We start from the raw sequence: 22,599 nt of genomic DNA, 5'->3' as shown, positions 1-22,599 counted from the left end.
TGGGCAAATGATTTGCCAAATTCGCATCATCTTTCTATAATTATCTCTTGTTCGAGATATTTGAAGTAGAGGTAAAATGCATGTCATGTTTAAAAATGGCAAACACTAAAATGCTCAGATCATCAAGAAAGGGAGTATGCATCATGACGAAAGTATTGTACATCACCGCCCATCCTCACGACGACACGCAATCGTACAGCATGGCGGTTGGAAAGGCGTTCATTGAGACGTACAAACAAGTGCATCCGGACCATGAGGTGATCCATCTCGATTTATATAAAGAATACATTCCGGAAATCGATGTTGACGTATTCAGCGGTTGGGGCAAACTTCGCTCCGGGAAATCGTTTGAAGAGCTGTCTGATGAAGAAAAAGCGAAAGTCGGGCGGATGAACGAACTGTGCGAACAGTTTATTTCCGCCGATAAATATGTCTTTGTGACGCCAATGTGGAACTTTTCTTTCCCGCCCGTATTGAAAGCGTACATTGACGCCGTGGCGGTGGCCGGAAAAACGTTCAAGTATACAGAACAAGGGCCGATCGGGCTGCTCACCGATAAAAAAGCGCTCCATATTCAGGCGCGCGGCGGATTTTATTCGGAAGGCCCGGCGGCACAAATGGAGATGGGACATCGGTATTTAAGTGTCATTATGCAGTTTTTCGGCGTGCCGTCGTTTGAAGGACTGTTTGTCGAAGGGCATGCGGCGATGCCGGAAAAGGCGGAAGAAATAAAAGCGAACGCCATCGCCCGAGCGAAAGACTTGGCTCACACGTTCTAATGAGACGCTTTGAATAGGTTGGCGATTTCGAAATGTCATGAGAAATGACGCTTCACCGTCTCCGCCGGCGCGGCCGGCCTCATGATGTCGATTTCAAAATTGCATGGGAAATGACCGCGGTTGAGGACGCTCTCTGTTTAGAGAGCGTTCTTTTTGTTGTTCCGGCGGCGGAAGCGAAAATGAGGAGGCGGCGACGTTCGTATGCGATTGATGTCCAACGTATGGTATAATAAGCCATATAGCCGTGAGGAGTGGAGGTTCACCATTTGTGAACAAGGATCAACGATATCAGCCAGCGCGTTGGCACGGCATGGCGGCAACGCTGGCGGCCGGGCTGTTTGGCGTGCTTCTGTTCGCTGGCGGTCAGCTGCTGCTTTTACCCGAATTCTATCATCCTATTCATCTTTCTTTAGGGTTTGCCGCTGTCGTCGTCTGTTGGCTTGTCGCCTTGCAAGGATGGGCTGTATTTCCGCATACGCTGTCAACCGAGCGGCTCATGATGGGGGCGTTGTTTTTTTCTGCGGGGGCGCTCTTTTCTGTTCATTTTGTCCTTTCCTTCACAGAGGATGACGTTTTGGCGGCGCTATTTTCGCTCGCTGCCCGCTTTACGCTTGCTTGGGGGCTGCTCTTTCTCTTTTCACGGCCCGATGAGGTGATGGAACGGCAAAGCGGGCAACGCTGGCAGGCGTTTTTGGCCGCGTTTTTGTATACGGCGGCTGTTAGTTTGTTCATCCATATCACGTCCCTGTTTTGGCCGGCGCATGGGACGAGCCGCTGGCCGTTTTGGTGGCGCGCAGGGGAAGGAGCGGTCGGTTTGCTTGATGCAGCGGCGGCCGTGTTCGCATGGCGGCGTTTTCGGCAAGGGAGGGCTCCCGCTTCCCTATACTGGTCTATGGCGCTTCTATTATTTGCCCTCGGTCAATGGTTGCTCATGCTTGGCAGCGGGTACGGGCTATGGGGGCAGCTTTATGAAATGGCTGGATTTTTGTATGTCGTGCGTGCCATGTATATGGAAACGGTGGAAAAGCCGTACGTGGAGCTGAAGCACCGTGAACAACAGCTCGAGATGATGGCGAATGCCCTTGGAGAAGGATTGCTGATGGTGAATCGCGACGGGCAAATCGTTTGGATGAATCCGGAGGCGAGCCGGTTGATCGGCGCCACTTTGGAAGAGGCGAAAGGCAAGCCACTGTTTTCGTTTGTCTCGCTCGCGGGGCCAGACGGCGACAAGTGGGATTGGAAGCAGCTGCGCCGCGTCGTCAAACGGCTGAAAAGCGGCGAGGTGATTCGCGTCGAGGAGGAGCCGTTTCGCCGCCGCGACGGCGTCTGCCTGCCAGTCGGTTATACGCTGGCGCCGGTGTTGGAAAACGGTGCGCTGGCGGGGCTTGTCGCCGTCTTGCGCGACATGACGGAGAAAAAAGAGAAAGAGCGGCTTGAGCGTGAACGCGAACAACTCGACTTTGAACTGTCGCTTGCCGCAAATATGCAGCGGTCGCTTTTGCAGACATCTTCGAAAGTGAACTTGCCTTCGTACATCGACATCGGTGTCCTCAGCGTCCCTGCCCGAGTGTTGAGCGGCGATTTTTATCACTTTGCTGTCCATCAAACATCGGTGTCCGTCGGCATTGCCGATGTATCGGGAAAAGGCATTCCAGCGGCGATGCTCATGACGCTGATGAAATTTATTCTGGACCGGACCGTCCATTACGGAACACAGCCGCACGTATATCTTGACCTGCTGAACCGATTCGCCTACGACTACACGGAGCCGTCGATGTTTGTCACGATGTTTGTCGGCAATTACAACGAAAAAACACATACGTTCTCGTACGCGTGCGCTGGACACGAACCGGCGCTTTGGTATCGGGCGAAAACGAAGCAATGCGTGCCGCTAGGCGCCAAAGGCTGCGCGCTCGGCTTGTTTCCGCAATTTTCATTTGAGACCAAATCGGTTGTGCTCGAACCAGGCGATTTTGTGCTGCTGTACACCGACGGGGTGACGGAAAAGCGTACCGAAGAGGCGGACGATGACTTTTCCGTTCTCGCCGCGATGGTCGCCCGCGTCAACCTTGATCAGCCGGCGCCGGAGATCGTGCGCGAGTTGTACGAGCATATTCAAGCGTATCATCAATACGAACAAAAAGATGACCAGACGTTGTTGCTGCTGCGCCGCCGCTAGCATGGGCAGTTCGACCGCTTGATGCGTAAGGCGGCGCGATGTTTGACCGTTATGGCGAATAGGCGGCGAGCTGCCGCTTCAATTTCGCGATGGCCCGCTTTTGAATGCGGCTGATTGTCATTTGCGAGACGCCGAGCCTCTCGGCTAACGAGCGCTGCGTTTCCCCGCGCCGGAAGATGGCGTCGATGACGATTTGTTCTTGCTCGCTCAGTTTGCCGATCGCCTGCTCTAAATCCATTCGCTCGATCAGTGACTCGATTTCGTTCGCTTCATCAGCGACGAATTCACCGATCGTCGTCGCATCCTTTTCCCCATCTTGCACCGGGGCATCGAGCGAAACGGCTTGGTAATGGTCCCGTCCGGCCAAAATTTCGATCGTTTCTTCGACCGATAAGCCTAAGTGGCCGGCGATCTCATCGAGCGTCGGCGAACGCTCGAGCTTGACGGTCAGCTCATCGATCGCCTGCTGCACTTTGCTTCCTTTTTCTTTCACCTTGCGCGGTACTTGGATGTACCATGCTTTGTCGCGCAAATAGTTTTTCATATAGCCGATCAAGCTTTTCATGGCGTATGACTCAAAGCTTGCACCTTGGCTCGGGTCATAATGATCGAGGAGGCGCAAAAACGACAGCCGTCCGATCTGAAACAAGTCTTCGTAAAAGTCAGGGCGGCTGCGCGCCATTTTTTTCGCTGCGGCCGCAATGAGCGGCTCGAAGCGCACGAGCAAGGCGGTCGCCGCTTCTTCCGTTTTTGTTTGTTGATAGGCGGAAATGAGGGCGTCAAGCTTGCTCTTGGACAGAGGAGGGGGATATACAGTCATGGGCATGCTCTCCTTCGCCGCGATGGCGGAATTTCGTCAGGCGGACTTCCGTTCCGCCCTTTGTGGTGACGGTGACATCGTCCATGAGCGCTTCCATCAAAAACAGGCCGAGGCCGCCAGCTTTGACGTCTTCAAGCGGCTTCGCGGACAGGGGCGCTGCTTGCTTGGCCACCCGTTTGTAATCAAACCCTTTGCCCTCGTCTTTAATGATGATTGAAAGTGCATCGGCGCGCATCTCAAAGCGAAGATGAATGACGCCGCCCCTTCCGTTGTACGCATGCAAAACAGCGTTGTTGCACGCTTCTGAGATGGCCACTTTCATATCTTCAATCTCTTCATAGGAAAATCCCATCTTGGCGGCCAGCCCGTATAGCGTCAAACGAGCGACATCGATAAACTGCGCATCAGCAGGAATCGACAGCTGTACGACGGTTTCATGCTCTTTCATGATTGCCCCTCGATCCTTTCTGTCGTGTCATTCATTGTCGAAAACAAGTAGGATACGCCGGTTAAATCAAACAAGCGTTGGACTTTCGGCGGCACGTTCTCAATCATAAACGGCGCTTCTTGTTTTTTGCGTGTTTTCAGCAGTGCGACAAACATCCCGATGCCGGTGCTGTCGATATACGACAACTCTTCAAGGCGGATGACGAGCGGCTTCGACGCATCGCCAGCGAGCGGCTCGACGGCGCGTTGAAACTGTTCGGCCGTCGCTAGATCAAGCTCCCCTTTTATGTATACAACATGCCGATCCGGCTGTTCATCATGCACGATATGAAATCGTTTCCTGTCCATAGCCGTTCACCTCACATAATCAATGAGTTAGCTGGATGATGGTGCGGGAAGGTTGTCCACCTTGCAATGTTTACACTCCTATACCCATATTTTATACTATATGAAACAGGAAAGGGCAGGGGAACGCGATGTTCACAAAGTGGAAAGAATGGGCAAGGGCGCTGAAACGGGAAATTTTTGTCTTGTATTCGGCCAGCCGCGATCGGCGCATCTCTGTCTGGCTGCGGCTCTTTATGCTTGGCGTTGCGGCGTATGCGTTCAGCCCGATCGATTTGATTCCCGATTTCGTTCCGGTTCTTGGGTATATCGATGATTTGTTGCTTGTGCCGCTAGGCATTTACTTGGCGCTGAAATGGCTGCCGAAAGACATCGTCGCCGAACACCGGGCGCGGGCGGAAGAGCTCGCCAAGCAAGGCAAACCGACGAATTGGGCCGCTGGGGCGCTGATCATTTTTTTATACGTGTTGCTTGGCGTCTGGCTGCTCCGCTGGTTGATTTCGTGGATATTTTGATCTTTCCCTCAATTTTTGATGGCTGAGGCAGGGGATTGGCGCATTTCCTGTTGGGGAAACAGGTTTCGCTGTGGTTGCCTCAATCTGAACATTCACTTCGCTTTGACGCTGGGGTCTTTTTGGTTACAATGATAAAAGGAAAAAGCCGATGGCAAAGGAGTTGCTCGCAATGCCGATTCTCAAAAACGACTGGGCTCCGCTGCTTGAAGAGGAGTTTCAAAAACCATACTACTTGAAGCTGCGCGAACTTTTAAAAGTGGAGTACCGAACGCGGACGATTTATCCGGATATGCACGATATTTTCAACGCCCTTCATTATACACCGTATGCAAACGTCAAAGTCGTGCTGCTCGGGCAAGATCCGTACCACGGCCCGGGGCAGGCGCACGGGTTGAGTTTTTCCGTCAAGCCCGGCGTACCGGTGCCGCCGTCATTAGTCAACATCTTCAAAGAGCTGCATGATGACCTTGGCTGCTACATACCAGATAACGGCTATCTCGTGAAATGGGCCGAGCAAGGGGTGTTATTGTTAAACACGGTGCTGACCGTCCGCCGCGGCCAGGCGAACTCCCACCGCGGCAAAGGGTGGGAACAATTCACCGACCGCGTCATTGAACTCGTCAATGAAAAAGACGATCCGGTCGTCTTTTTGCTTTGGGGCCGGAACGCTCAGGAGAAAAAAGAACGGATTACGAATCCGCGCCATCTGATTATTGAAGCGCCGCACCCGAGCCCGTTTTCCGCCGCGCGCGGCTTTTTCGGCCATCGCCCGTTTTCGCGGACGAACGCGTTTTTGATGAAATGCGGACGCGAACCGATCGACTGGCAAATCGAAAACATCGGCGTCCGTGCTGAATAAGGAGGAGAGAATGATGTCCATCTCGTTTGCGGCCGTTATCGCCAAGATGGAAGATGAGCTGCGGAAAGCGAGGTCCACGAACGACCTGCAGCGGGTGCGTGAACACGTCGCCGCCATTCGCGTTTTATGCGATTTGATGTTGGAGGCAACAAGCCATCCGCAGCCGTCCGCTTCGTCTGCCGCAGCCGGGCCGCTTGTCGTCGGCGGGCCGATTTCGGTTGCTGGCGGGCTTTCGCTTGGAGCCGTTTCTGTCGGGGGACGCTCCCCTGACATTGACGATGAGGCGAACGGAGAGTCGTTGCTGGATTTCTGAGAGTGGGACAGCGAATCCCCGTGGAACGGCCTTCTCCACAGGGATTCTTGATCAACAGAACTCCTTTAAACCGCTTGTCCTTGTTTGCGCCAAAGAACAAGAAGCGGTTCTCCGGCTTGGATGCGGGTCTTGTCGGTAGCGCTCCCCATTGACCGGTTCTGTCGAGTGAAGTGGCTGACATACATTAGTAATTTGTTGTCGGGGAACATTCCCATTATTATTAATGAATGAGGGAAAACAATCTTTCATTAGAAAGGCGGAACAGCTATGAAAACATTCATCCTTCTCGGCGCGCTCAATGCGTTTTTAGCCGTCGCATTGGGAGCGTTTGGCGCGCACGGGCTGGAAGGGAAGATTCCGGATCGTTATTTGGAGATTTGGAAAACGGCGGTCCAATACCAGATGTTCCACGCATTAGGGCTGCTTGTTGTCGGATTGCTCGCTGGCAAGGCGCCGAATGTCGGGCTGATCGGTGCGGCGGGCTGGGTGATGCTGGCGGGGATTGTGCTGTTTTCCGGCAGTTTGTACGTATTAAGTGTTACGCAAATCAAGCCGCTTGGCGCCATCACCCCGTTTGGCGGCGTCGCCTTTTTAATCGCTTGGGTGATGATCGGATATGCGGCATTAAAATGGTTGTAAACGGAGCGCAGGAGCGGAGCGCTCCGTTTTTTTGCCGCCGTCCCTCTCCGCTCTATAGCGAAAGCCATAGACTCAACGTCAACAACAGTCCAACGGCCCAATGATGGCGGGCGGCCCATTTCATGCCGCTTCTTTCCTCGGTTCGACTAGCGCCGGGGCGGAAACAGAGACGAAGCCGGATGGCAAGCGGCATCGCGAGCCCTGTGACCGCGGCAAGCAAAGGAACGATATGCCAAACGATCAAAGCAGCAATGGACAAGTAGGCGGAGACGAGAAGAAGCCCGAGAAGGCGCACGGCGTTGTTCCGTCCGAGCCGGATGGCTAATGTGCGGCGAAACGGCCGGTCTTTTTCGATGTCGCGGATGTTGTTTGTCAAAATCATCGAGGCGATCAGCAAGGCGAACGGGATGGACAAGGCAAACAGAGCGGTGTCTGGAACATGCCCTTGTACGGCATAAGCGAGTGCGGTCACGACCGGCCCCATGCAAACGGCGGCGGTCAACTCACCTAAACCGAGCGAGGCGAGCGGACGCGGCCCGGCTGAGTAGGCGATCCCGCAGATGATCGCTGCGGCGCCGATCCACGCGATGGCTGGATCGCTTTGCCACGCCAAGTACGCGCCTAACGCAACCGCGACGGCCAGCATGGCGCCAGCAACGGCAGGGATCGAGCGATGGGCAGGTCCATGGCCATGCCCGTTCGTCCATTTGTCATCGTCTTGGCCGCGCAACCGATCAAAATAGTCATTCAGCATGTTGACGGCTGACTGAATCAGCACAGAGGCGGCTAACATCGCCAGCAGCACCTCGATCCGAACGGCGCCCTTTTTCGCCGCCAGCGCGGTGGCGGCCAGCACAGGGCTGATCGTTCCGCTCCATGTCGGCGGGCGCATTAAGTGAAGCCATGAAAAACGGTAAACCCAATGCCGATCTTCTTCACGATGTTCATATCGCAATGCGAACCCCTCGTTTCCGTTAGGAGAGTAAAAGCATGCATACGATGAGCACGACAAATCCGGCCGCTTCGACCGACTGAACGGCAATGATCGAGGTCATCGCTTTTTTTAACGGCGCATCGTCACCGCCATTGGCTTGGCGCCAAAGGTCTTCATTGGAAAACACCGTCATCGCCTTGCGGTAGCCGACGAACATCCCCCAAGCGAGCGTTGCGATGCCTGTGAGAAGGGCGGTCAGCCATACACGGCCATAGGCGGTCTGCCATACATCTGCCCAACGGTTGATCGGTCCGGCGGCTGTGCCAAGCCATATGCCAGTGGCGATGACGACGGCACTTGCCGCGGCGAGCGGCCGATGCGACCACTGCATGAGCGAGCGGAAAAATTGCCGGCGCTCAAGAGGCGGCATGAATTGGGAGGCTGGATACACTGCCCAGCCGATGAATGCCACGCCCCCCACCCACATGATCGCCGCGATAAGATGTACCCCCAGCAGGAAATCACGCGACGTCCAAACCATCAGTAGACACCTCTTTTGTGTCATTTACCACCATTATATAAGGCCGTGTAGTAGCAGCTTGTGATGGCCATCACGTCAACCAAAAAAAGAAGGTTGCCATCGGCAACCTTCTTGTCAAAAGACAGTTTTTCCGTTTAGCGTGGAGAATACGTAGCAAGCGGTGTTGCGGCTGTAGCGCCGGCAAACGGATATTCGTAGGCGATTTCTCCTTCAAACGTGACATAATCGAGGTAAATCATCGGGATCAAATAGCGTGTGCCTGTTTGTGGGTCGCTTAAAATGACATGGTCACGTCCAGCCGCTTCAATGACGCCGCGAAACACCTTGGCATTCCACTCACGGTTGTTTTCAAACGTCGCATAGATGGTAGCGACTTTCCCTTTGTTTAACCGCAAAATGTTTTCAATGTACGACTCTTCGAGCGGCAGCATCCCCGGGATCGCCGCTCCTGCCGCCGCAGGCGCAGCGGCGGTGGTCGGCGTCGGTGTCGGGGCCGTGAACGTCGGCGCCTGCAAACCGAACGTCGGAGCGGCGGCTGTCGCCGGCGTCACGGTTGGAGCGGCAGCCGCTTGCGGATAGTAATAATACGGGTACGCCGCCGGATAGTACGGCTGCGGATACGGATAGCCGTATGGATAGGATGCATACGGTTGTTGCCGTTCTTGACCGAACGGCGAATAATAAAATGATTGTTGCTCCTCATCAGGTGGATAAAATTGATTTTCTGGATTGTTCGGCATAAAGAACCCTCCTCAATATTAAGAATAGACGCGTGGGCAGTCGGATGGAGTCGGTGCAAAAAAGCAATGCGATTTGTAGCGGCCGACGTTCCACTGGCCAAACCATTGCGGTGGGCACGGTTGGCCTTCAGGTGGTTTAAAAAACCAAAGGGCGTTTGTCGCTGGGTGGTAGCGCCAACCGCGGAGCACTTGGCGGGCTAGGCCGATGTCCACTTCGCGCGCCCGTTGGTAAAAGTACCCTTTTTGCACCGCCTCAAAACCGCCCGGGCTTTGAAACACCATTTGCCGGATAGAGCGGATGCCGCGGAAGTCAAGGCAGTCGGCGATGACGCGGTTGACGCCGACGTTGCCGACCATGAGCATCCCAAGCCGCCCGTCTCCTTCCGCTTCAGCTCGCATGAGCCGAGCCAACAACTTTACTTCCTCTTCTGTGTGGGCTACAATGGAGGGAGCGATCTGACCCATATCGTCACCTCAGTCGTTGTGAATTTCGACAGTAATAGGCTATTGGTGGAACAAGAAAATGGTGACACACGAATAGAATGTTTCTGAAGAGATTTTCTGTTTTTATGTGTATGGAGCGGTCAGGCCGCATATGACAGAAAAGCGGGATGATTGTCCAAAAAGCAGCGAAAACGAAGCAAAGCCCCGTATCGTTCGGGGCTTTGCTTCATACATGGAGGAAAGAAGGCACCTTTTCCACCGGCAGCCGGGTGCCGACGAAAAATGAGCCAAATTCGCCAAAGCGGGCGCTCACTTCGTCAAAGCGCATTTCATATACGAGCTTTTTGAACTGGAGTGCATCATCCGAAAACAAGGTGACGCCCCATTCAAAATCATCCAAGCCGACGGAGCCGGTGATGATTTGCGTCACTTTGCCGGCGTACTTTCGGCCGGTCATGCCGTGGGCGCGCATGAGTTCGCGCCGCTGTTCCATCGATAACATGTACCAGTTGTCGTTGCCTTGGCGCCGCTTGTCCATCGGGTAGAAGCAAATGTAGTTCGTTTTCGGCAAAATCGGATACAAACGGCGGCGCACCTCTGGAATTTGGTACGGATCTTCGCTGCCGGACGCCAAGTAGTTGCTCAACTCCACGACCGAAACGTACGAATACGCAGGTAATAAATAGTCGGCGAGTTTCGTTTTGTTAAGCGCTGTTTCGATTTCATGCAGCTCATCCAGCGTCGGCCGCAAAATCATGAACAAAATATCGGCTTTTTGCCCGACGATCGTGTAGACGGCATGGCTTCCTTGCTTCTCGCTTTCAGTCGTCTCCCATTGGTCGACAAGCGCTAAAAACTCACTGATCGCTGCCTCGCGCTCTTCGTTCGGCAGTGTTTTCCACGCGCTCCAGTCGATCGTGCGGAAATCGTGCAAACAATACCAACCGTCCAACGTTTGGGCCGCTTCGCTCATCATCGTCACTCCTTATCAACAAATTGTACAGTATCACTATATCACAGTTTGCCCAAAAAAGCGGCTATCAGCGTATCAAAGTGGAAGTAGACTGAATTGTGGCAAAAGGTGAATTATTTGTTGTAAAGGCTTACCTGCGTTGCGTTTCTGGCGAGAAGCGGTATGCTTAATAGTGGAAATGGCTTGTGGATGCCGAAATGAGCCGGGTGCGCTTTAACCGGGGCAGGCTGGCCTAGCATAAGGAGGATTGGATCGTGACAACCGATTTATTTACGGCATTAAAAGCGAAAGTAACCGGTACGGGTCGAAAAATCGTGTTTCCCGAGGGAACCGATGACCGCATCTTAACGGCGGCGAGCCGTTTGGCGACGGAGCAAGTGCTGCAGCCGATCGTCCTTGGCGATGAGCAAGCTGTGCGGGTGAAAGCCGCGGCGCTTGGCTTGCCGCTTGAAGGGGTGGAGATTGTCACCCCGCGCCGCTATGGCGGGTTTGATGAGCTGGTTTCGGCGTTTGTGGAGCGGCGCAAAGGGAAAGTGACAGAAGAAACGGCGCGCGAGTTGCTTTTCGATGAAAACTATTTCGGTACGATGCTCGTTTATACGGGAGCGGCCGACGGCCTCGTCAGCGGGGCGGCACATTCGACGGCGGATACGGTCCGACCAGCCTTGCAAATCATTAAAACGAAGCCAGGCGTTCGCAAAACGTCCGGCGTGTTCATCATGGTGCGCGGCGACGAAAAATATGTGTTTGCCGATTGCGCCATCAACATTGCTCCTAACAGCCAAGATTTGGCTGAAATTGCGGTCGAGAGCGCGCAGACGGCGAAAATGTTCGGCCTTAAGCCGCGCGTGGCGCTGTTAAGCTTTTCCACGAAAGGGTCGGCCTCGTCGCCGGAGACGGAAAAAGTCGTTGAGGCGGTGCGGTTGGCGAAGGAAATGGCGCCGGATCTGATCCTTGACGGTGAGTTTCAATTTGACGCCGCGTTTGTGCCAGAGGTGGCGAAAAAGAAAGCGCCGGACTCGGTCATTCAAGGGGACGCAAATGTCTTTATTTTCCCGAGCCTTGAGGCAGGCAACATCGGCTACAAAATCGCCCAGCGCCTCGGCGGTTTTGAAGCGGTCGGCCCGATTTTGCAAGGGCTGAACAAACCGGTGAACGACCTATCGCGCGGCTGCAGCGCCGAAGACGCCTACAAGCTCGCGCTCATCACCGCTGCCCAGTCGCTTGGGGAGTGACGGGGCTGCCGCTCGATAAAAACGAGGGAGGCATGCGCCCCTTGTCCTTTTTGCGCCATTTGCTAATGGCGATTATGTTATAATGAATAGAGTTGGAATGATCTATGCAAGGGGTTGCTCGCGATGGGCCATGAATTGCTGCGGCAGCCGAAATGGCGGGTCATCGACCAGTCGCATTTCGGTCCGCTGTTTGATGCGAAACAATCGTTTGCCATCGATGATGCATTATGCACCGCGGTTGGTGCGGGACAGTCGGATGCGGTCGTCCGCACGTGGGTGCATGAGAATACCGTCGTCTTAGGCGCCGCTGATACGAAGCTTCCGTACATCGATGAGGCCATTTCGTTTTTGCGCCAGGAAGGGTATCGCGTCGTCGTCCGCAATTCCGGCGGGTTGGCCGTTGTCCTTGACAGCGGGGTGTTGAATATTTCGCTCATTTTTCCGGAAACGAAAAACACGATTGCCATCGAGCAAGGGTATGAGGCGATGTACGCGCTCATGGCCGCCATGCTTGCCTCATACGGCGCCCGCGTTGAGGCGGGGGAAATCGTCGGTTCGTATTGCCCGGGGAGCTATGACTTGAGCATTGGCGGCAAAAAATTTGCCGGCATTTCGCAACGTCGGGTGCGCGGCGGCGTTGCCGTGCAAATCTACCTTTGCGTCAACGGGAGCGGAGCCGCGCGGGCTGAGCTGATTCGCCGCTTTTATGAGCTCGGCCGCCAAGGAGAGAAAACGAAATTCGCCTACCCCGATGTTGTCCCAGCTGTCATGGCGTCGCTGTCTGAGCTTCTCGGCTGCGAGTTGTCGATCGATGAGCTGCTTGTCGCCCTTTGGCGCACGCTGCAGTCGTTTGGCGGCGAGCTATATTCGTCTGCCCTCGAGAACGGCGAATGGAATTGGTATGAGCAGTATTGGGCGCGCATCGTCGAACGAAATGCCAACGTATCTTCAGGAGAGCCGATGAGAGAAGTCGAGCCGTAAAGCCCTTTTCGCTTCGATAAGGCGCTTCGTCGCTGCTGACCGCGACCCATGCCCTGCCCAACCTTGGCGCGAATGATGGACGTTCGCCAACAAAAAAGGGGCTGATCCCAAAACGCGAGTGCGTTTAAAGCGATAACCGATCACCTTCTTTGCCGAAAGAAGGTGATTTTTTGTTTTTTCCGTCAATAATGGAGAAAGACGGAGAAAAAAGTCAACTATTTCTTTGCCAAAAGAAACGGCGTATAATAGATGTATGTTGGAGACGGAAGAGGAGGATGCGATGTATTCCGGCGGGCAGCTTGACGAAGAAAAAGTGTTTAAAGATCCGGTGCACCGATACATACATGTTCGCGACAAAGTGATTTGGGATTTGATCGGCACAAAAGAATTTCAGCGCCTGCGCCGCATCAAGCAGCTCGGCACGACATATTTGACGTTTCACGGCGCCGAGCACAGCCGGTTTAACCATTCGCTCGGCGTTTACGAAATCATCCGCCGCATCATTGACGACGTGTTTGTCGGCCGCGATCATTGGGATCATAGCGAGCGCCTTCTTTGCCTATGCGCGGCGCTCTTGCACGATTTAGGGCACGGCCCGTTTTCCCATTCATTTGAAAAAGTGTTTCGCCTTGACCACGAAGATTTTACACAGGCCATCATTTTAGGCGATACAGAAGTGAACGCCGCACTTCGCCAAGTGGATGACGATTTTCCGCGAAGGGTCGCTGAAGTGATCGCCAAAACGTACCCGAACAAGCTTGTTGTGAGCCTCATTTCGAGCCAAATTGACGCCGACCGGATGGATTATTTGTTGCGCGATGCCTACTACACCGGCGTCAGCTACGGCTATTTTGACATGGAGCGCATTTTGCGCGTCATGCGCCCGCGCGAAGACCAAGTCGTCATCAAACGAAGCGGCATGCATGCGGTCGAGGATTACATCATGAGCCGCTACCAAATGTATTGGCAAGTGTACTTTCATCCCGTGACGCGCAGTGCGGAAGTCATTTTGACGAAAATTTTGCATCGGGCGAAAAAGCTGTATGAAGAGGGGTATCGTTTTCAGACGAAGCCGGTTCACTTTTTGTCGTTTTTTGCGGGAAACGCGCCGCTTGGCGATTACTTGGCGCTGGATGAGGCAGTCATCTTGTTTTACTTCCAGCAATGGCAATACGAACGGGATCCGATTTTAAGCGATCTGTGCCAGCGGTTTGTCCGCCGCCGCCTGTTCAAATATACGGAGTTCCATCCGACGAACGAGCAAATGGCGAAGCTCATTGAGCTGACCGGTTTGTTTCAAAAAGCAGGGATTGACCCGGACTATTATTTGGTTGTCGATTCCTCGTCCGATTTGCCGTACGACTTCTATCGGCCGGGAGAAGAAGGCGAACGCCTGCCGATTTATTTGTTGATGCCAAACGGGGAGCTTCGCGAGCTGTCGCGCGAATCGGTGCTCGTTGACGCCATTTCCGGGAAACGGCGCACCGACCATAAGCTGTATTTCCCAGCTGATTTCCTGGAAGACTTGTCGACGAAGCGGACAGTGAAGAAAAAGATTATGGAAATTTTAAAGGGTTAGGAGATGACGGAGAGTGCTCACAGAGCATGCGAAAGTAATGAAGGCGTTGGCGGCCGCCGGGGAAATTGCCGGCCGCAAAAAGCTGCAAAAAATGATCTACATCGCGAAAAAGCTCGACTTTCCGTTTTACGAGAAATTCGATTTCCACTTTTACGGCCCGTATTCGGAAGAGCTGACATGCCGCATCGAAGAGCTGTGCGCGCTCGGCTTTTTGCATGAAGTGAAAGAGAAAAAGAGCGGTTATATGCAATATCGCTATACATTGACCGAAGCGGGCGAACAGTTTTTGCGCCATTATGACTGGGACATGCCGGGTCTTGCCGAATGCATGCAAGCGATGAACGAACAAAATGCCCGTTTTTTGGAACTTGTGTCCACCGTACTTTATTTTGAACATTTGCCGAAAGACGAAGTGAAAGAGAAAATTGCGGTGTTAAAAAGCAAGCAGCGCTATACGGAAGAAGAAATCGATGAGGCGTACGCGTACATTGAGGCGCTGCGCAGCCGATGCCACAACAAAACTCGCGTGTAGGCGGGCGGAAAAAGCTGCTTCAACGTATCATCAGTTGGCCATAGACGAAAAGGGGCTGACCCAAAAAGCCGTCTGTCTTCAGGATAGCCCGATCCTTTTGGGACACCTCCTTCTTCTTTTTGGTTAATGCGGCAAAAACGCCAGCTGCAAAAAGAACAGCACCGCCAGCACGTACAGCAGCAACGGCACATCGCGCCAGCGGCCGCGGGCGATTTTTAAGAGCGGGTACGAGATGAAGCCGAGCGCGATGCCGGTCGCGATGCTGGAGGTGAGCGGCATGCTTAAGATGATGAGAAAGGCCGGGAACGCCTCGTCGAGCTGATGCCACGAAATATGGGCGATATTGCTGATCATCAAGCTCCCGACGATGATGAGCGCCGGGGCGGTGATGGCCGATAACCCGGCGACCGCGCCGACCAGCGGGCTGAAAAAGGCCGCGATGACAAACAGGACAGCGACGGCGAGCGCCGTCCAGCCGGTGCGTCCGCCAGCGGCGACGCCGGTTGATGACTCGATGTACGCTGATGTCGGGCTTGTGCCAAACATGGCGCCGATGGTCGTCGCGACCGAGTCTGCCAACAGCGCCTCGCGGGCGCGCGGCAGCGTGTTCCCTTTCATCAGTCCGGCTTGCTGGGCGACGCCGATCATTGTGCCGGTCGTATCAAAGAGTGTGACGAGCAAAAAGGAGAAGACGACCGCGTACAAACTATGGCCGATGACGTCCCCGATGGCCGCGAATGGATTGGTAATGATCAGCCCTTCTGGCAGCGACGGCAGCGAGACGATGCCTTTGTCAAAGTGAAGTTGCCCGGTCGCATAGGCGATGATGCCGGTGACGACCATGCCGTAAAACAGGGCGCCGTTGACGCCGCGCATCATCAGAATGAGCGTCACCGCCAGGCCGATGAGCGTCAACACGGCCGACGGGGCATGCAAGTCGCCAAGCGCGACCAAATTTTGCGGATGGGCTTGGATGATTCCGGTCAGCCGCAGGCCGATAAAGGCGATAAACAGCCCGATGCCAGCGGTGATGCCGTGTTTTAAGCTGTCGGGGATCACTTCGATCAGCTTGCTGCGGAGCGGGGTGAGCGACAGCAGCAAAAACAACATTCCTGCCACAAACACGGCGGAAAACGCGGTTTCGTACGAAATGCCGCCGTGCGAGCCGACGACGGAATAGGCGAAATAGGCGTTCAGCCCCATGCCGGGCGCGATGGCGATCGGATAGTTGGCAAAGATGGCCATCCATAGCGTGCCGACGACGGTCGCGATGACGGTGGCGGTGAACGCCTGTTCAAACGGGACGCCGGCATCTGATAAGATGACCGGATTGACGACGATGATGTACACCATGGTGAAAAAAGTCGTCAGGCCAGCGAGAAATTCCGTTTTGCGGTCAGTCTGTTTCTCTGCGAAACGAATCATGGGCCACCTCCTAAAAAACGAACAATGTCAGAAACCATTATAAATAATATTCGTTTTTTCCTAAAAATGCAACGGGAGCGCTTCATGCGCCCCCGCTCTTGTGTCACTCTGTGTCGCTCAGCCGTTTTCCGGCGATCGCATAATGGTCTTTCGTCATTTCTTCAATGAATACGACAACGCTCTCCCGTTTCGCCCCTGTCGTCTCGACGACGGCGTCCGTCACTTTTTCAACAAGCGCTTTCTTCTGTTCATCCGTGCGGCCGGCGAGCATTTTGATCGTTACGTACGGCACGGTTGTCCCCCCATTTCATTGTCGAGTGCTGTCGCGCTTATTATACCACGGGATGAGGAAGTTCAGTCCACTTTTTTCTGCTAATCATGTATACTAAAGATAGTGAATATAGGGAAAAGGAGTTTATGAAGTGGATCGAATTTTGCCGTATTCGTTAAGTGAAATTCCGTACGTGCTCTTGACGCTGGCGTTAGCATTTTCCGTGCATGAGTTCGCCCATGCCTACGTTGCTTACAAGTTCGGCGATCCGACGGCGAAAAATCAAGGGCGGCTGACGTTATCACCGTTTGCCCATTTGGATTTGCTTGGCACCCTGCTTATCTTTCTCGCAGGGTTTGGCTGGGCGCGCCCGGTGCCAGTCAATCGCTTTTATTTCAAAAATCCGCGCCTTGCCGGCATTCTCGTGTCGGTTGCCGGACCGCTGAGCAACCTCGTGCTTGCCGCGCTTGGATTTGTCATTTGGTACGCGATGATCGATTTCGGCCTCATGCGGGCGCTGCCAGATTGGTTTGCGGCCGGGTTTGATCTGTTTTTCCAAATTTTTATCAGCTTGAACGCTGTCTTGTTTTTGTTTAATTTATTGCCGTTTCCGCCGCTTGATGGGTATCGTATTATTGAAGACTTGGCCCCGGATGGGCTGCGGGCGAAAATGACGCAATGGGAAAGCTACGGGGCGCTCATTTTTCTCATCCTTGTGCTCACGCCGCTTGACCGCTATACGATTGAGCCGGTGTTTCAAGTGGCGCTGCCGTTTGTATTGGAAAACTTGCAGTCGTTGGTCGCCAATTTGTTTATGTAAGGAAGGAGGAACAAGCGGAATGGAGCAAAAAAAGAAAAAAAACATCGGCTTTAATATCATCAAAGACGATCCGACCGACGGGCACCGCGGCTTTGGCGCCGGGGCGTTGAGCTTAGAAAACGTTTCGCCGGTCATCATTGACGTCGAAGCGGGCGAAGCGTTCGTCGATATGGGGGCGATGCATGCGCGCAGCGCCGTCGAGCGCGGCATCAAGTTTTTGCCCGACCGTTCCGCCGTGCCAAACGGCAAGCCGTATTGGATCGTCTGGGTGACGATTGAACGACGCGAGGACGGCCCGTATTACGCCGGGGTGACGGCGTGCGAAATGACGATCGACCGTGAGGCGCGCCGNGGCTATAAGTTATTGCCGGAACATGTGAATCGGCTTGATAAATCGCTAAAGCGGCACATTATTGTCGATCATATGGACGCGAAATCAAAACGGGTGCTCGCCGACTTTTTGAAAGGGCATGACATCGGGATGTGGAACCGTTCGAGCGACAAGCTGAAACAAGATTTGGAAGTGGAAATGTGACGGTTTTGTGAAAAGATATGGGCAAGGGCTTGTTCTTGTTTGAAAAAAAGGATAAACTAAATCTACATGTATAACACAGGAAAACTAGGACAAGAAAATCCCCTGCGTATGCACGCAGGGGATTTTCTTGTTTAAAACCATGGGAACCATTTCTCGAACCAGCTTTGATTGTCTTCTTTTTTCTTCTTTTTCTTTTCCAAATGGTCGGTGCAATAGTCGGTCGGTTCTGTACCGATGAGATAGTACGTTTTTCGTTTCACCGGACAGGAGTCGGTGGCCAGCTTGCCGTTTTGCGGGTCGATGTAGACGCCGATGACGCCTTTGGTCGGTTTGAACGATTTTTTCGGTTCGCCAGCGAGGCTTTGTTCCATAAAGTGAACCCATATTTGTTTGGCATATTGCCTTTCCGCAGGACGATCCATCGTTTCTCCGCGATCGTAGCCGGTCCAGACGCCGGCGACTAGTTGCGGGGCGAACCCGATCATCCAACTGTCCGTTTTCGTCGTTCCCGACTTGCCGGCGTACGGACGCGTGATGTCATCGATGATTGACTGCCCGGTGACGGTTGTATAGCCGTTTAACTTCGGGTCGAACATCCCGGTCATTAAATGGGTCGTCACAAACGCCGCGTCGCGGTCGAGCACTTGCCGGCTCTCCGGCTTATGTTCATATAGCACGTTTCCGTTTGCATCCACGACTTTTTGAATAAACACCGGTTCGGTTTGTTTGCCGTAGTTGGCCAGCGTGCTGTACGCGGCCACCATGTCGATCACTTTCACGGGCGAGGTGCCGAGCGCCAACGACGGCACTGCTTTCAATCTGCTTGTGATGCCGAGCGCTTTCGCTGTGTCGACGAGTTTGTCGGCGCCGATGAACTGGAGCGTTTTCACCGCAAAGACGTTGTCGGATACGGCGAGCGCCTCGGCGAGCGTGATCGGGCCGTTGGCATAGTAGTCATTGTAATTATGGGGGGTGTACGACGATCGGCCGCCGTTAAACGTAAATGTCGTCAGCTCGCTGCGCAGTTGGGTCGATGGGGTGAATCCTTGCTCGATCGCCGCGTAATACAAAAACGGCTTAAATGTCGACCCTGGCTGGCGTTCCGCCTGCACGGCCCGGTTGAATGGGCTCTCTTCGTAGTTGCGTCCGCCGACGAGCGCCTTTACTTCCCCGGTGCGTGGATCCATCGACACAAGCGCCGCTTGAATGGCGGAGTGCGGGTCGATGATGCGACGGATTTGCTCTTCGGCAATCCGTTGCAGACGCGGATCCAGCGTCGTATAGACGCGCAGCCCCCCAAGCTCGATCGTCCGCTCATCCAGGCCGAGTTTCGTGCGCAACTGCTGTTTGACGACATCTTGAAAATACGGAGCGATCGGCTGCTCTTGTTTGTGGTGCCGGGCGTAGACGAGTTTGTCGCGGTACGCCTGCTCCGCTTCTTGGCGGCTGATGTAGCCGGCTTCCACCATGGAGGTGAGCACGATTTTTTGCCGCGCTTTCGCCCGCTGTTCATTGACAAACGGCGAGTAGTAATACGGCCCTTTCGGAATGCCGGCGAGCATGGCTGCCTCGCTGAGCGTCAGCTCGCTCGCGTGCTTGCCGAAATAGTAGCGGGCTGCCGCCTCAATCCCGTAGGCGCCATGGCCGTAGTAAATCGTATTCAAATAGCCTTCCAAAATTTGATCTTTGCTGTAGTTGGCTTCAAGCCGGATGGTGTACAACGCTTCCTGGATTTTTCGCGACCACGTTTTTTCATGCGTCAAAAACAAGTTGCGCGCATACTGCTGGGTGATCGTGCTCGCCCCTTCGACTTTTGCCATCGCCTCGACATTCGCAATGATGGCGGCGGCGATTCGCTTCAAATCAAACCCGTGATGTTCGTAAAACTTCCGGTCTTCAACGGCGATCGTCGCTTCGATGATGTGCGGGGACATGTCTTTGAGCCGAACCCAATAGCGTTTTTGACCATGGTCGCTTTCCCCGATTTTGCTGCCGTCAGCGGCATAAAAAATCGTCGTCTGCGGCACGGCGACCGGCGGGGCGCCTTCGATTTTCGCGAACAACACAAAGCTCCCGAGAGCGGCGAAGGCAAAGATGACGAGAAAAAAGCCGATAAAGACGGCGGCGCGCACATATTTCCACGTGCCGCGAAAACGGCTGCCCGGGATCGGTTCCATTGCGCATCACCTCAACGGTTTTGGCGTTGTTTTAGACATGCGGGCGGACGCCCGGCTGAATGCGCCGCCTTGCTTTTGTCAAGGCTTCGCCAGCGAGGTTTTCCGCTTTTTCTTACCAGTATGAAAAAAAATTTTTTATTTTAAACTTGTTCCTCTTGCATTTTTGCTAGATTGCTCTATACTTTTTCATGTTTAGTTTTTCGTTGGCTAAGGAAAACTTGTATAGTAAGCAACGCTCGGAGAAAGGATGTTACCGATGGAACTTTGGTTTACCGAAAAGCAAACGGAGCATTTTGGCATCACCGCACGCATCATCCGCACTTTACATACAGAACAGACGCCGTTCCAAAAGCTCGATATGGTCGAAACGGCGGAGTTTGGCAACATGCTCATTCTAGACGGCATGGTCATGACAACACAAAAAGACGAGTTCGTCTATCATGAAATGGTCGCCCATGTGCCGCTGTTCACCCACCCCAATCCGGAAAACGTGCTTGTCGTCGGCGGCGGCGACGGCGGCGTCATTCGTGAAGTGCTGAAGCACCCAAGCGTCAAAAAAGCGACGCTTGTCGAAATTGACGGCAAAGTGATCGAGTGCTCGAAAACCTACTTGCCGGAGATTGCCGGCAAACTCGATGATCCGCGCGTCGAAGTGAAAGTCGATGACGGGTTTATGCATATCGCCAAAAGCGAAAACGAGTATGACGTCATTATGGTTGACTCAACCGAACCGGTCGGCCCAGCGGTCAACTTGTTCACAAAAGGGTTTTACGCCGGCATCGCCAACGCGTTGAAGGAAGACGGCATTTTCGTCGCCCAAACGGACAATCCGTGGTTTAAGGCCGATTTGATTCGCAACGTATACCGCGATGTGAAAGAAATTTTCCCGATCACCCGTTTGTATACGGCGAACATTCCGACGTATCCGAGCGGGCTCTGGACGTTTACGCTCGGCTCGAAAAAATACGACCCGCTCGCTGTGAGCGACGACCGATTCCATGACATTGAGACGAAATATTACACGAAAGAGCTGCATAAAGCGTGTTTTGTCTTGCCGAAATTTGTCGCGGATTTAACGAAGTAAGGGGGCGCAGGCAATGCGATTTGATGAAGCCTATTCGGGCAACGTGTTTATCGGCAGCCATCCGAATTTTGAAGAAAGCGAAGCCGTCATTTACGGGATGCCGATGGACTGGACGGTCAGCTACCGGCCTGGCTCACGGTTTGGCCCGGCCCGCATCCGCGAAGTGTCGATCGGGCTTGAGGAGTACAGCCCATATTTGGACCGCGAACTCAAAGACATCCGCTACTTTGACGCTGGGGACATTCCGCTGCCATTTGGCAATGCGGCCCGCAGTTTGGAGCTGATTGAACAGTTCGTGAAAAAGGTGCTTGACGCCGGCAAATTTCCGCTCGGCCTTGGCGGCGAGCATCTTGTCTCCTGGCCGGTCATGAAAGCGGTGTATGAATACTACCCGGATTTGGCCGTCATTCATATGGATGCGCACACGGACTTGCGCGAACATTACGAAGGCGAGCCGCTGTCGCATGCGACGCCGATCCGCAAGGTCGCTGACCTGATCGGCCCGACGAATGTCTTTTCGTTCGGCATCCGCTCCGGCATGAAGGAAGAGTTCGAATGGGCGAAAGAAAACGGCATGTACATCGCCAAGTTTGAGGTGCTTGAACCGCTCCGCTCCGTGTTGCCGAAGCTCGCTGGCCGTCCGGTGTATGTGACGATTGACATCGATGTGCTTGATCCCGCTCATGCCCCAGGCACTGGGACGGTCGATGCCGGCGGCATTACGTCAAAAGAGCTGCTTTCGGCCATTCACGAGATCGCCCGCTCCGACGTGCGAGTCGTTGGCGCCGATTTGGTGGAAGTCGCACCGATTTACGACCATTCCGAACAAACGGCCAATACGGCGAGCAAGCTTGTGAGAGAAATGCTGCTTGGCTGGGTGGCGAAGTGAAAAATGAGAAAAAGCGCCTAAATCGCAAGTTTGCGAGGGCGCTTTTTTCTTTGGTGGGACAAAAGATGCAGGAATATGAGCGTACGGAGCGTAATAATATGTAATGTATTTACAGAAAAAGGAGAGGGGGAATGAAGATGGGCGTGAAGCTGATCAAAATTTCCGTTGTGTACTTTGTCATTGGCGTCTGTATGGGGCTTGGCATGTCGATGACCCATTCGTTTGCGCTGACCCCGGTCCATGTCCATATCAACTTGCTTGGCTGGACGGCCTTGACGCTTGCTGGCATCATCTATCATTTATTTCCACAAGCGGCGGCGACGAAATGGGCGAAAGTGCATTTCTGGCTGCACAATATCGGCCTGCCGGTCATGATGATCGGTCTCATTTTCGTCGTTTACGGCAACGAAGCGTTCGTGCCGGTGACAGCGATTGGCGGGGTGCTCGTCGTGATAGGTGTCATTCTTTTTGCTATTAACGTGTTAAAAAATGTTCGGGCGTCATCATAAAATACCGATGGAACAAAGAGGGTGTCCCAAAAGG

General features: G+C 53.8%; 26 protein-coding genes and 1 pseudogene. 16 read left to right on the top strand and 11 right to left on the bottom strand.

All coding sequences use genetic code 11. The features are described from left to right. Positions 1–143: 143 nt before the first annotated feature. Positions 144–779, top strand: coding sequence for an FMN-dependent NADH-azoreductase (locus tag VU18_RS14960; protein ID WP_021321322.1), 636 nt, complete (start codon positions 144–146; stop codon positions 777–779). 310 nt (positions 780–1,089) lie between these two features. Continuing rightward, entirely contained in the window at positions 1,090–2,958 is a 1,869-nt protein-coding gene (locus VU18_RS14955) for a SpoIIE family protein phosphatase (RefSeq protein WP_110107803.1), read from the top strand. 49 nt (positions 2,959–3,007) lie between these two features. On the opposite strand, the gene VU18_RS14950 is transcribed toward VU18_RS14955, so the two are convergent. The 3 genes from VU18_RS14950 to VU18_RS14940 are packed head-to-tail and all read right to left on the bottom strand — an operon-like array spanning position 3,008 to position 4,573. Next, positions 3,008–3,778 (bottom strand): sigma-70 family RNA polymerase sigma factor, encoded by a 771-nt coding sequence (locus tag VU18_RS14950; protein ID WP_014196998.1) that lies wholly within the window; start codon positions 3,776–3,778, stop codon positions 3,008–3,010. Further along, the gene (gene rsbW, locus VU18_RS14945) at positions 3,738–4,226 is read right to left on the bottom strand and encodes an anti-sigma B factor RsbW (protein ID WP_014196997.1); all 489 of its coding nucleotides are present in this window, start codon (positions 4,224–4,226) and stop codon (positions 3,738–3,740) included. The genes VU18_RS14950 and rsbW overlap by 41 nt, the downstream gene beginning before the upstream one ends. After that, entirely contained in the window at positions 4,223–4,573 is a 351-nt protein-coding gene (locus VU18_RS14940; RefSeq protein WP_014196996.1) for an STAS domain-containing protein, read from the bottom strand. Before VU18_RS14940 ends, rsbW begins: the two co-directional genes overlap by 4 nt. Before the next feature lie 128 nt (positions 4,574–4,701). On the opposite strand from VU18_RS14940, the gene VU18_RS14935 reads away from it, so the two are divergent. The 4 genes from VU18_RS14935 to VU18_RS14920 all read left to right on the top strand — a co-directional run bounded on the left by VU18_RS14935 (position 4,702) and on the right by VU18_RS14920 (position 6,896). Beyond that, the gene (locus tag VU18_RS14935; RefSeq protein WP_014196995.1) at positions 4,702–5,085 is read left to right on the top strand and encodes a YkvA family protein; all 384 of its coding nucleotides are present in this window, start codon (positions 4,702–4,704) and stop codon (positions 5,083–5,085) included. A 169-nt stretch (positions 5,086–5,254) separates the two neighbouring features. Continuing rightward, the gene (locus VU18_RS14930; protein ID WP_047758388.1) at positions 5,255–5,944 is read left to right on the top strand and encodes a uracil-DNA glycosylase; all 690 of its coding nucleotides are present in this window, start codon (positions 5,255–5,257) and stop codon (positions 5,942–5,944) included. A 13-nt stretch (positions 5,945–5,957) separates the two neighbouring features. Next, positions 5,958–6,257, top strand: coding sequence for a YwdI family protein (locus VU18_RS14925; protein ID WP_025039370.1), 300 nt, complete (start codon positions 5,958–5,960; stop codon positions 6,255–6,257). 267 nt (positions 6,258–6,524) lie between these two features. Further along, positions 6,525–6,896, top strand: coding sequence for a DUF423 domain-containing protein (locus VU18_RS14920; protein ID WP_014196993.1), 372 nt, complete (start codon positions 6,525–6,527; stop codon positions 6,894–6,896). 52 nt (positions 6,897–6,948) lie between these two features. On the opposite strand, the gene VU18_RS14915 is transcribed toward VU18_RS14920, so the two are convergent. The 5 genes from VU18_RS14915 to hemQ all read right to left on the bottom strand — a co-directional run bounded on the left by VU18_RS14915 (position 6,949) and on the right by hemQ (position 10,528). Further along, positions 6,949–7,851: a prenyltransferase gene (locus VU18_RS14915; RefSeq protein ID WP_014196992.1), complete on the bottom strand. Its 903-nt coding sequence runs from the start codon at positions 7,849–7,851 to the stop codon at positions 6,949–6,951. Between the two features lie 19 nt (positions 7,852–7,870). Continuing rightward, positions 7,871–8,371 (bottom strand): hypothetical protein, encoded by a 501-nt coding sequence (locus VU18_RS14910; protein ID WP_014196991.1) that lies wholly within the window; start codon positions 8,369–8,371, stop codon positions 7,871–7,873. Between the two features lie 134 nt (positions 8,372–8,505). Next, positions 8,506–9,111: a spore coat protein GerQ gene (gene gerQ, locus VU18_RS14905; protein ID WP_014196990.1), complete on the bottom strand. Its 606-nt coding sequence runs from the start codon at positions 9,109–9,111 to the stop codon at positions 8,506–8,508. A gap of 18 nt (positions 9,112–9,129) precedes the next feature. Then, entirely contained in the window at positions 9,130–9,576 is a 447-nt protein-coding gene (locus VU18_RS14900) for a cell wall hydrolase (RefSeq protein ID WP_011232884.1), read from the bottom strand. Between the two features lie 205 nt (positions 9,577–9,781). Beyond that, positions 9,782–10,528: a hydrogen peroxide-dependent heme synthase gene (hemQ, locus tag VU18_RS14895; protein WP_021321327.1), complete on the bottom strand. Its 747-nt coding sequence runs from the start codon at positions 10,526–10,528 to the stop codon at positions 9,782–9,784. Between the two features lie 254 nt (positions 10,529–10,782). On the opposite strand from hemQ, the gene pta reads away from it, so the two are divergent. The 4 genes from pta to VU18_RS14875 all read left to right on the top strand — a co-directional run bounded on the left by pta (position 10,783) and on the right by VU18_RS14875 (position 14,855). Beyond that, positions 10,783–11,763: a phosphate acetyltransferase gene (pta, locus tag VU18_RS14890; protein WP_021321328.1), complete on the top strand. Its 981-nt coding sequence runs from the start codon at positions 10,783–10,785 to the stop codon at positions 11,761–11,763. Between the two features lie 123 nt (positions 11,764–11,886). Beyond that, on the top strand, positions 11,887–12,744 hold the full coding sequence (locus VU18_RS14885) for a lipoate--protein ligase family protein (protein WP_021321329.1): 858 nt from the start codon (positions 11,887–11,889) through the stop codon (positions 12,742–12,744). A gap of 280 nt (positions 12,745–13,024) precedes the next feature. Then, on the top strand, positions 13,025–14,323 hold the full coding sequence (locus VU18_RS14880; protein ID WP_021321330.1) for an HD domain-containing protein: 1,299 nt from the start codon (positions 13,025–13,027) through the stop codon (positions 14,321–14,323). Positions 14,324–14,336: 13 nt separating this feature from the next. Further along, positions 14,337–14,855: a YwgA family protein gene (locus VU18_RS14875; RefSeq protein WP_021321331.1), complete on the top strand. Its 519-nt coding sequence runs from the start codon at positions 14,337–14,339 to the stop codon at positions 14,853–14,855. Between the two features lie 123 nt (positions 14,856–14,978). Here the strand turns inward: VU18_RS14875 and VU18_RS14870 are convergent, their stop codons facing one another. Together VU18_RS14870 and VU18_RS14865 are read right to left on the bottom strand one after the other, a co-directional pair. Then, complete coding sequence (locus VU18_RS14870; protein WP_021321333.1) at positions 14,979–16,280, bottom strand: NCS2 family permease; 1,302 nt, start codon at positions 16,278–16,280, stop codon at positions 14,979–14,981. Between the two features lie 103 nt (positions 16,281–16,383). Beyond that, positions 16,384–16,572, bottom strand: coding sequence for a 2-hydroxymuconate tautomerase (locus VU18_RS14865; protein ID WP_014196981.1), 189 nt, complete (start codon positions 16,570–16,572; stop codon positions 16,384–16,386). A gap of 130 nt (positions 16,573–16,702) precedes the next feature. Between VU18_RS14865 and VU18_RS14860 the strand changes: the two genes are divergently transcribed. The 3 genes and pseudogenes from VU18_RS14860 to VU18_RS20785 all read left to right on the top strand — a co-directional run. Further along, positions 16,703–17,371: a site-2 protease family protein gene (locus VU18_RS14860; protein ID WP_014196980.1), complete on the top strand. Its 669-nt coding sequence runs from the start codon at positions 16,703–16,705 to the stop codon at positions 17,369–17,371. Between the two features lie 19 nt (positions 17,372–17,390). Continuing rightward, a pseudogene (locus VU18_RS20790) lies at positions 17,391–17,722 on the top strand (YwhD family protein); the annotation flags it as partial. Position 17,723: 1 nt separating this feature from the next. Further along, positions 17,724–17,906, top strand: a 183-nt coding sequence (locus tag VU18_RS20785) for a YwhD family protein (protein WP_236687427.1), incomplete at its 5' end; no start/stop codon positions are given. A 131-nt stretch (positions 17,907–18,037) separates the two neighbouring features. On the opposite strand, the gene VU18_RS14850 is transcribed toward VU18_RS20785, so the two are convergent. After that, positions 18,038–20,083, bottom strand: coding sequence for a transglycosylase domain-containing protein (locus VU18_RS14850; RefSeq protein WP_014196978.1), 2,046 nt, complete (start codon positions 20,081–20,083; stop codon positions 18,038–18,040). A gap of 256 nt (positions 20,084–20,339) precedes the next feature. Here VU18_RS14850 and speE point away from each other — a divergent pair, with 256 nt between their 5' ends. From speE to VU18_RS14835, 3 genes are all read left to right on the top strand, one after another. Further along, positions 20,340–21,167 carry a polyamine aminopropyltransferase gene (gene speE / locus VU18_RS14845; RefSeq protein ID WP_014196977.1) on the top strand — a complete coding sequence of 276 codons (828 nt, stop codon included), beginning with the start codon at positions 20,340–20,342 and terminating at the stop codon, positions 21,165–21,167. A 13-nt stretch (positions 21,168–21,180) separates the two neighbouring features. Continuing rightward, complete coding sequence (speB, locus tag VU18_RS14840) at positions 21,181–22,056, top strand: agmatinase (RefSeq protein WP_014196976.1); 876 nt, start codon at positions 21,181–21,183, stop codon at positions 22,054–22,056. 131 nt (positions 22,057–22,187) lie between these two features. Continuing rightward, complete coding sequence (locus VU18_RS14835) at positions 22,188–22,565, top strand: hypothetical protein (protein ID WP_011232870.1); 378 nt, start codon at positions 22,188–22,190, stop codon at positions 22,563–22,565. The last annotated feature ends 34 nt before the right edge of the window (positions 22,566–22,599 follow it).

The sequence above is a fragment of the Geobacillus sp. ZGt-1 genome (assembly GCF_001026865.1).
In the GTDB taxonomy this organism is placed as follows: Bacteria; Bacillota; Bacilli; order Bacillales; family Anoxybacillaceae; genus Geobacillus; species Geobacillus thermoleovorans.
Note: the sequence above shows the minus strand (reverse complement) of the source record. Positions and strands in the feature narration are given on the sequence as shown.

What these genes read in the sequence shown, in the direction of transcription:
- VU18_RS14960 (WP_021321322.1), top strand. Translation starts at nt 144, where the DNA reads ATGACGAAAGTATTGTACATCACCGCCCATCCTCACGACGACACGCAA.
- VU18_RS14955 (WP_110107803.1), top strand. Translation starts at nt 1,090, where the DNA reads ATGGCGGCAACGCTGGCGGCCGGGCTGTTTGGCGTGCTTCTGTTCGCT.
- VU18_RS14950 (WP_014196998.1), bottom strand. Translation starts at nt 3,778, where the DNA reads ATGACTGTATATCCCCCTCCTCTGTCCAAGAGCAAGCTTGACGCCCTC.
- rsbW (WP_014196997.1), bottom strand. Translation starts at nt 4,226, where the DNA reads ATGAAAGAGCATGAAACCGTCGTACAGCTGTCGATTCCTGCTGATGCG.
- VU18_RS14940 (WP_014196996.1), bottom strand. Translation starts at nt 4,573, where the DNA reads ATGGACAGGAAACGATTTCATATCGTGCATGATGAACAGCCGGATCGG.
- VU18_RS14935 (WP_014196995.1), top strand. Translation starts at nt 4,702, where the DNA reads ATGTTCACAAAGTGGAAAGAATGGGCAAGGGCGCTGAAACGGGAAATT.
- VU18_RS14930 (WP_047758388.1), top strand. Translation starts at nt 5,255, where the DNA reads ATGCCGATTCTCAAAAACGACTGGGCTCCGCTGCTTGAAGAGGAGTTT.
- VU18_RS14925 (WP_025039370.1), top strand. Translation starts at nt 5,958, where the DNA reads ATGTCCATCTCGTTTGCGGCCGTTATCGCCAAGATGGAAGATGAGCTG.
- VU18_RS14920 (WP_014196993.1), top strand. Translation starts at nt 6,525, where the DNA reads ATGAAAACATTCATCCTTCTCGGCGCGCTCAATGCGTTTTTAGCCGTC.
- VU18_RS14910 (WP_014196991.1), bottom strand. Translation starts at nt 8,371, where the DNA reads ATGGTTTGGACGTCGCGTGATTTCCTGCTGGGGGTACATCTTATCGCG.
- gerQ (WP_014196990.1), bottom strand. Translation starts at nt 9,111, where the DNA reads ATGCCGAACAATCCAGAAAATCAATTTTATCCACCTGATGAGGAGCAA.
- VU18_RS14900 (WP_011232884.1), bottom strand. Translation starts at nt 9,576, where the DNA reads ATGGGTCAGATCGCTCCCTCCATTGTAGCCCACACAGAAGAGGAAGTA.
- hemQ (WP_021321327.1), bottom strand. Translation starts at nt 10,528, where the DNA reads ATGAGCGAAGCGGCCCAAACGTTGGACGGTTGGTATTGTTTGCACGAT.
- VU18_RS14885 (WP_021321329.1), top strand. Translation starts at nt 11,887, where the DNA reads ATGGGCCATGAATTGCTGCGGCAGCCGAAATGGCGGGTCATCGACCAG.
- VU18_RS14880 (WP_021321330.1), top strand. Translation starts at nt 13,025, where the DNA reads ATGTATTCCGGCGGGCAGCTTGACGAAGAAAAAGTGTTTAAAGATCCG.
- VU18_RS14870 (WP_021321333.1), bottom strand. Translation starts at nt 16,280, where the DNA reads ATGATTCGTTTCGCAGAGAAACAGACTGACCGCAAAACGGAATTTCTC.
- VU18_RS14850 (WP_014196978.1), bottom strand. Translation starts at nt 20,083, where the DNA reads ATGGAACCGATCCCGGGCAGCCGTTTTCGCGGCACGTGGAAATATGTG.
- speE (WP_014196977.1), top strand. Translation starts at nt 20,340, where the DNA reads ATGGAACTTTGGTTTACCGAAAAGCAAACGGAGCATTTTGGCATCACC.
- speB (WP_014196976.1), top strand. Translation starts at nt 21,181, where the DNA reads ATGCGATTTGATGAAGCCTATTCGGGCAACGTGTTTATCGGCAGCCAT.
- VU18_RS14835 (WP_011232870.1), top strand. Translation starts at nt 22,188, where the DNA reads ATGAAGATGGGCGTGAAGCTGATCAAAATTTCCGTTGTGTACTTTGTC.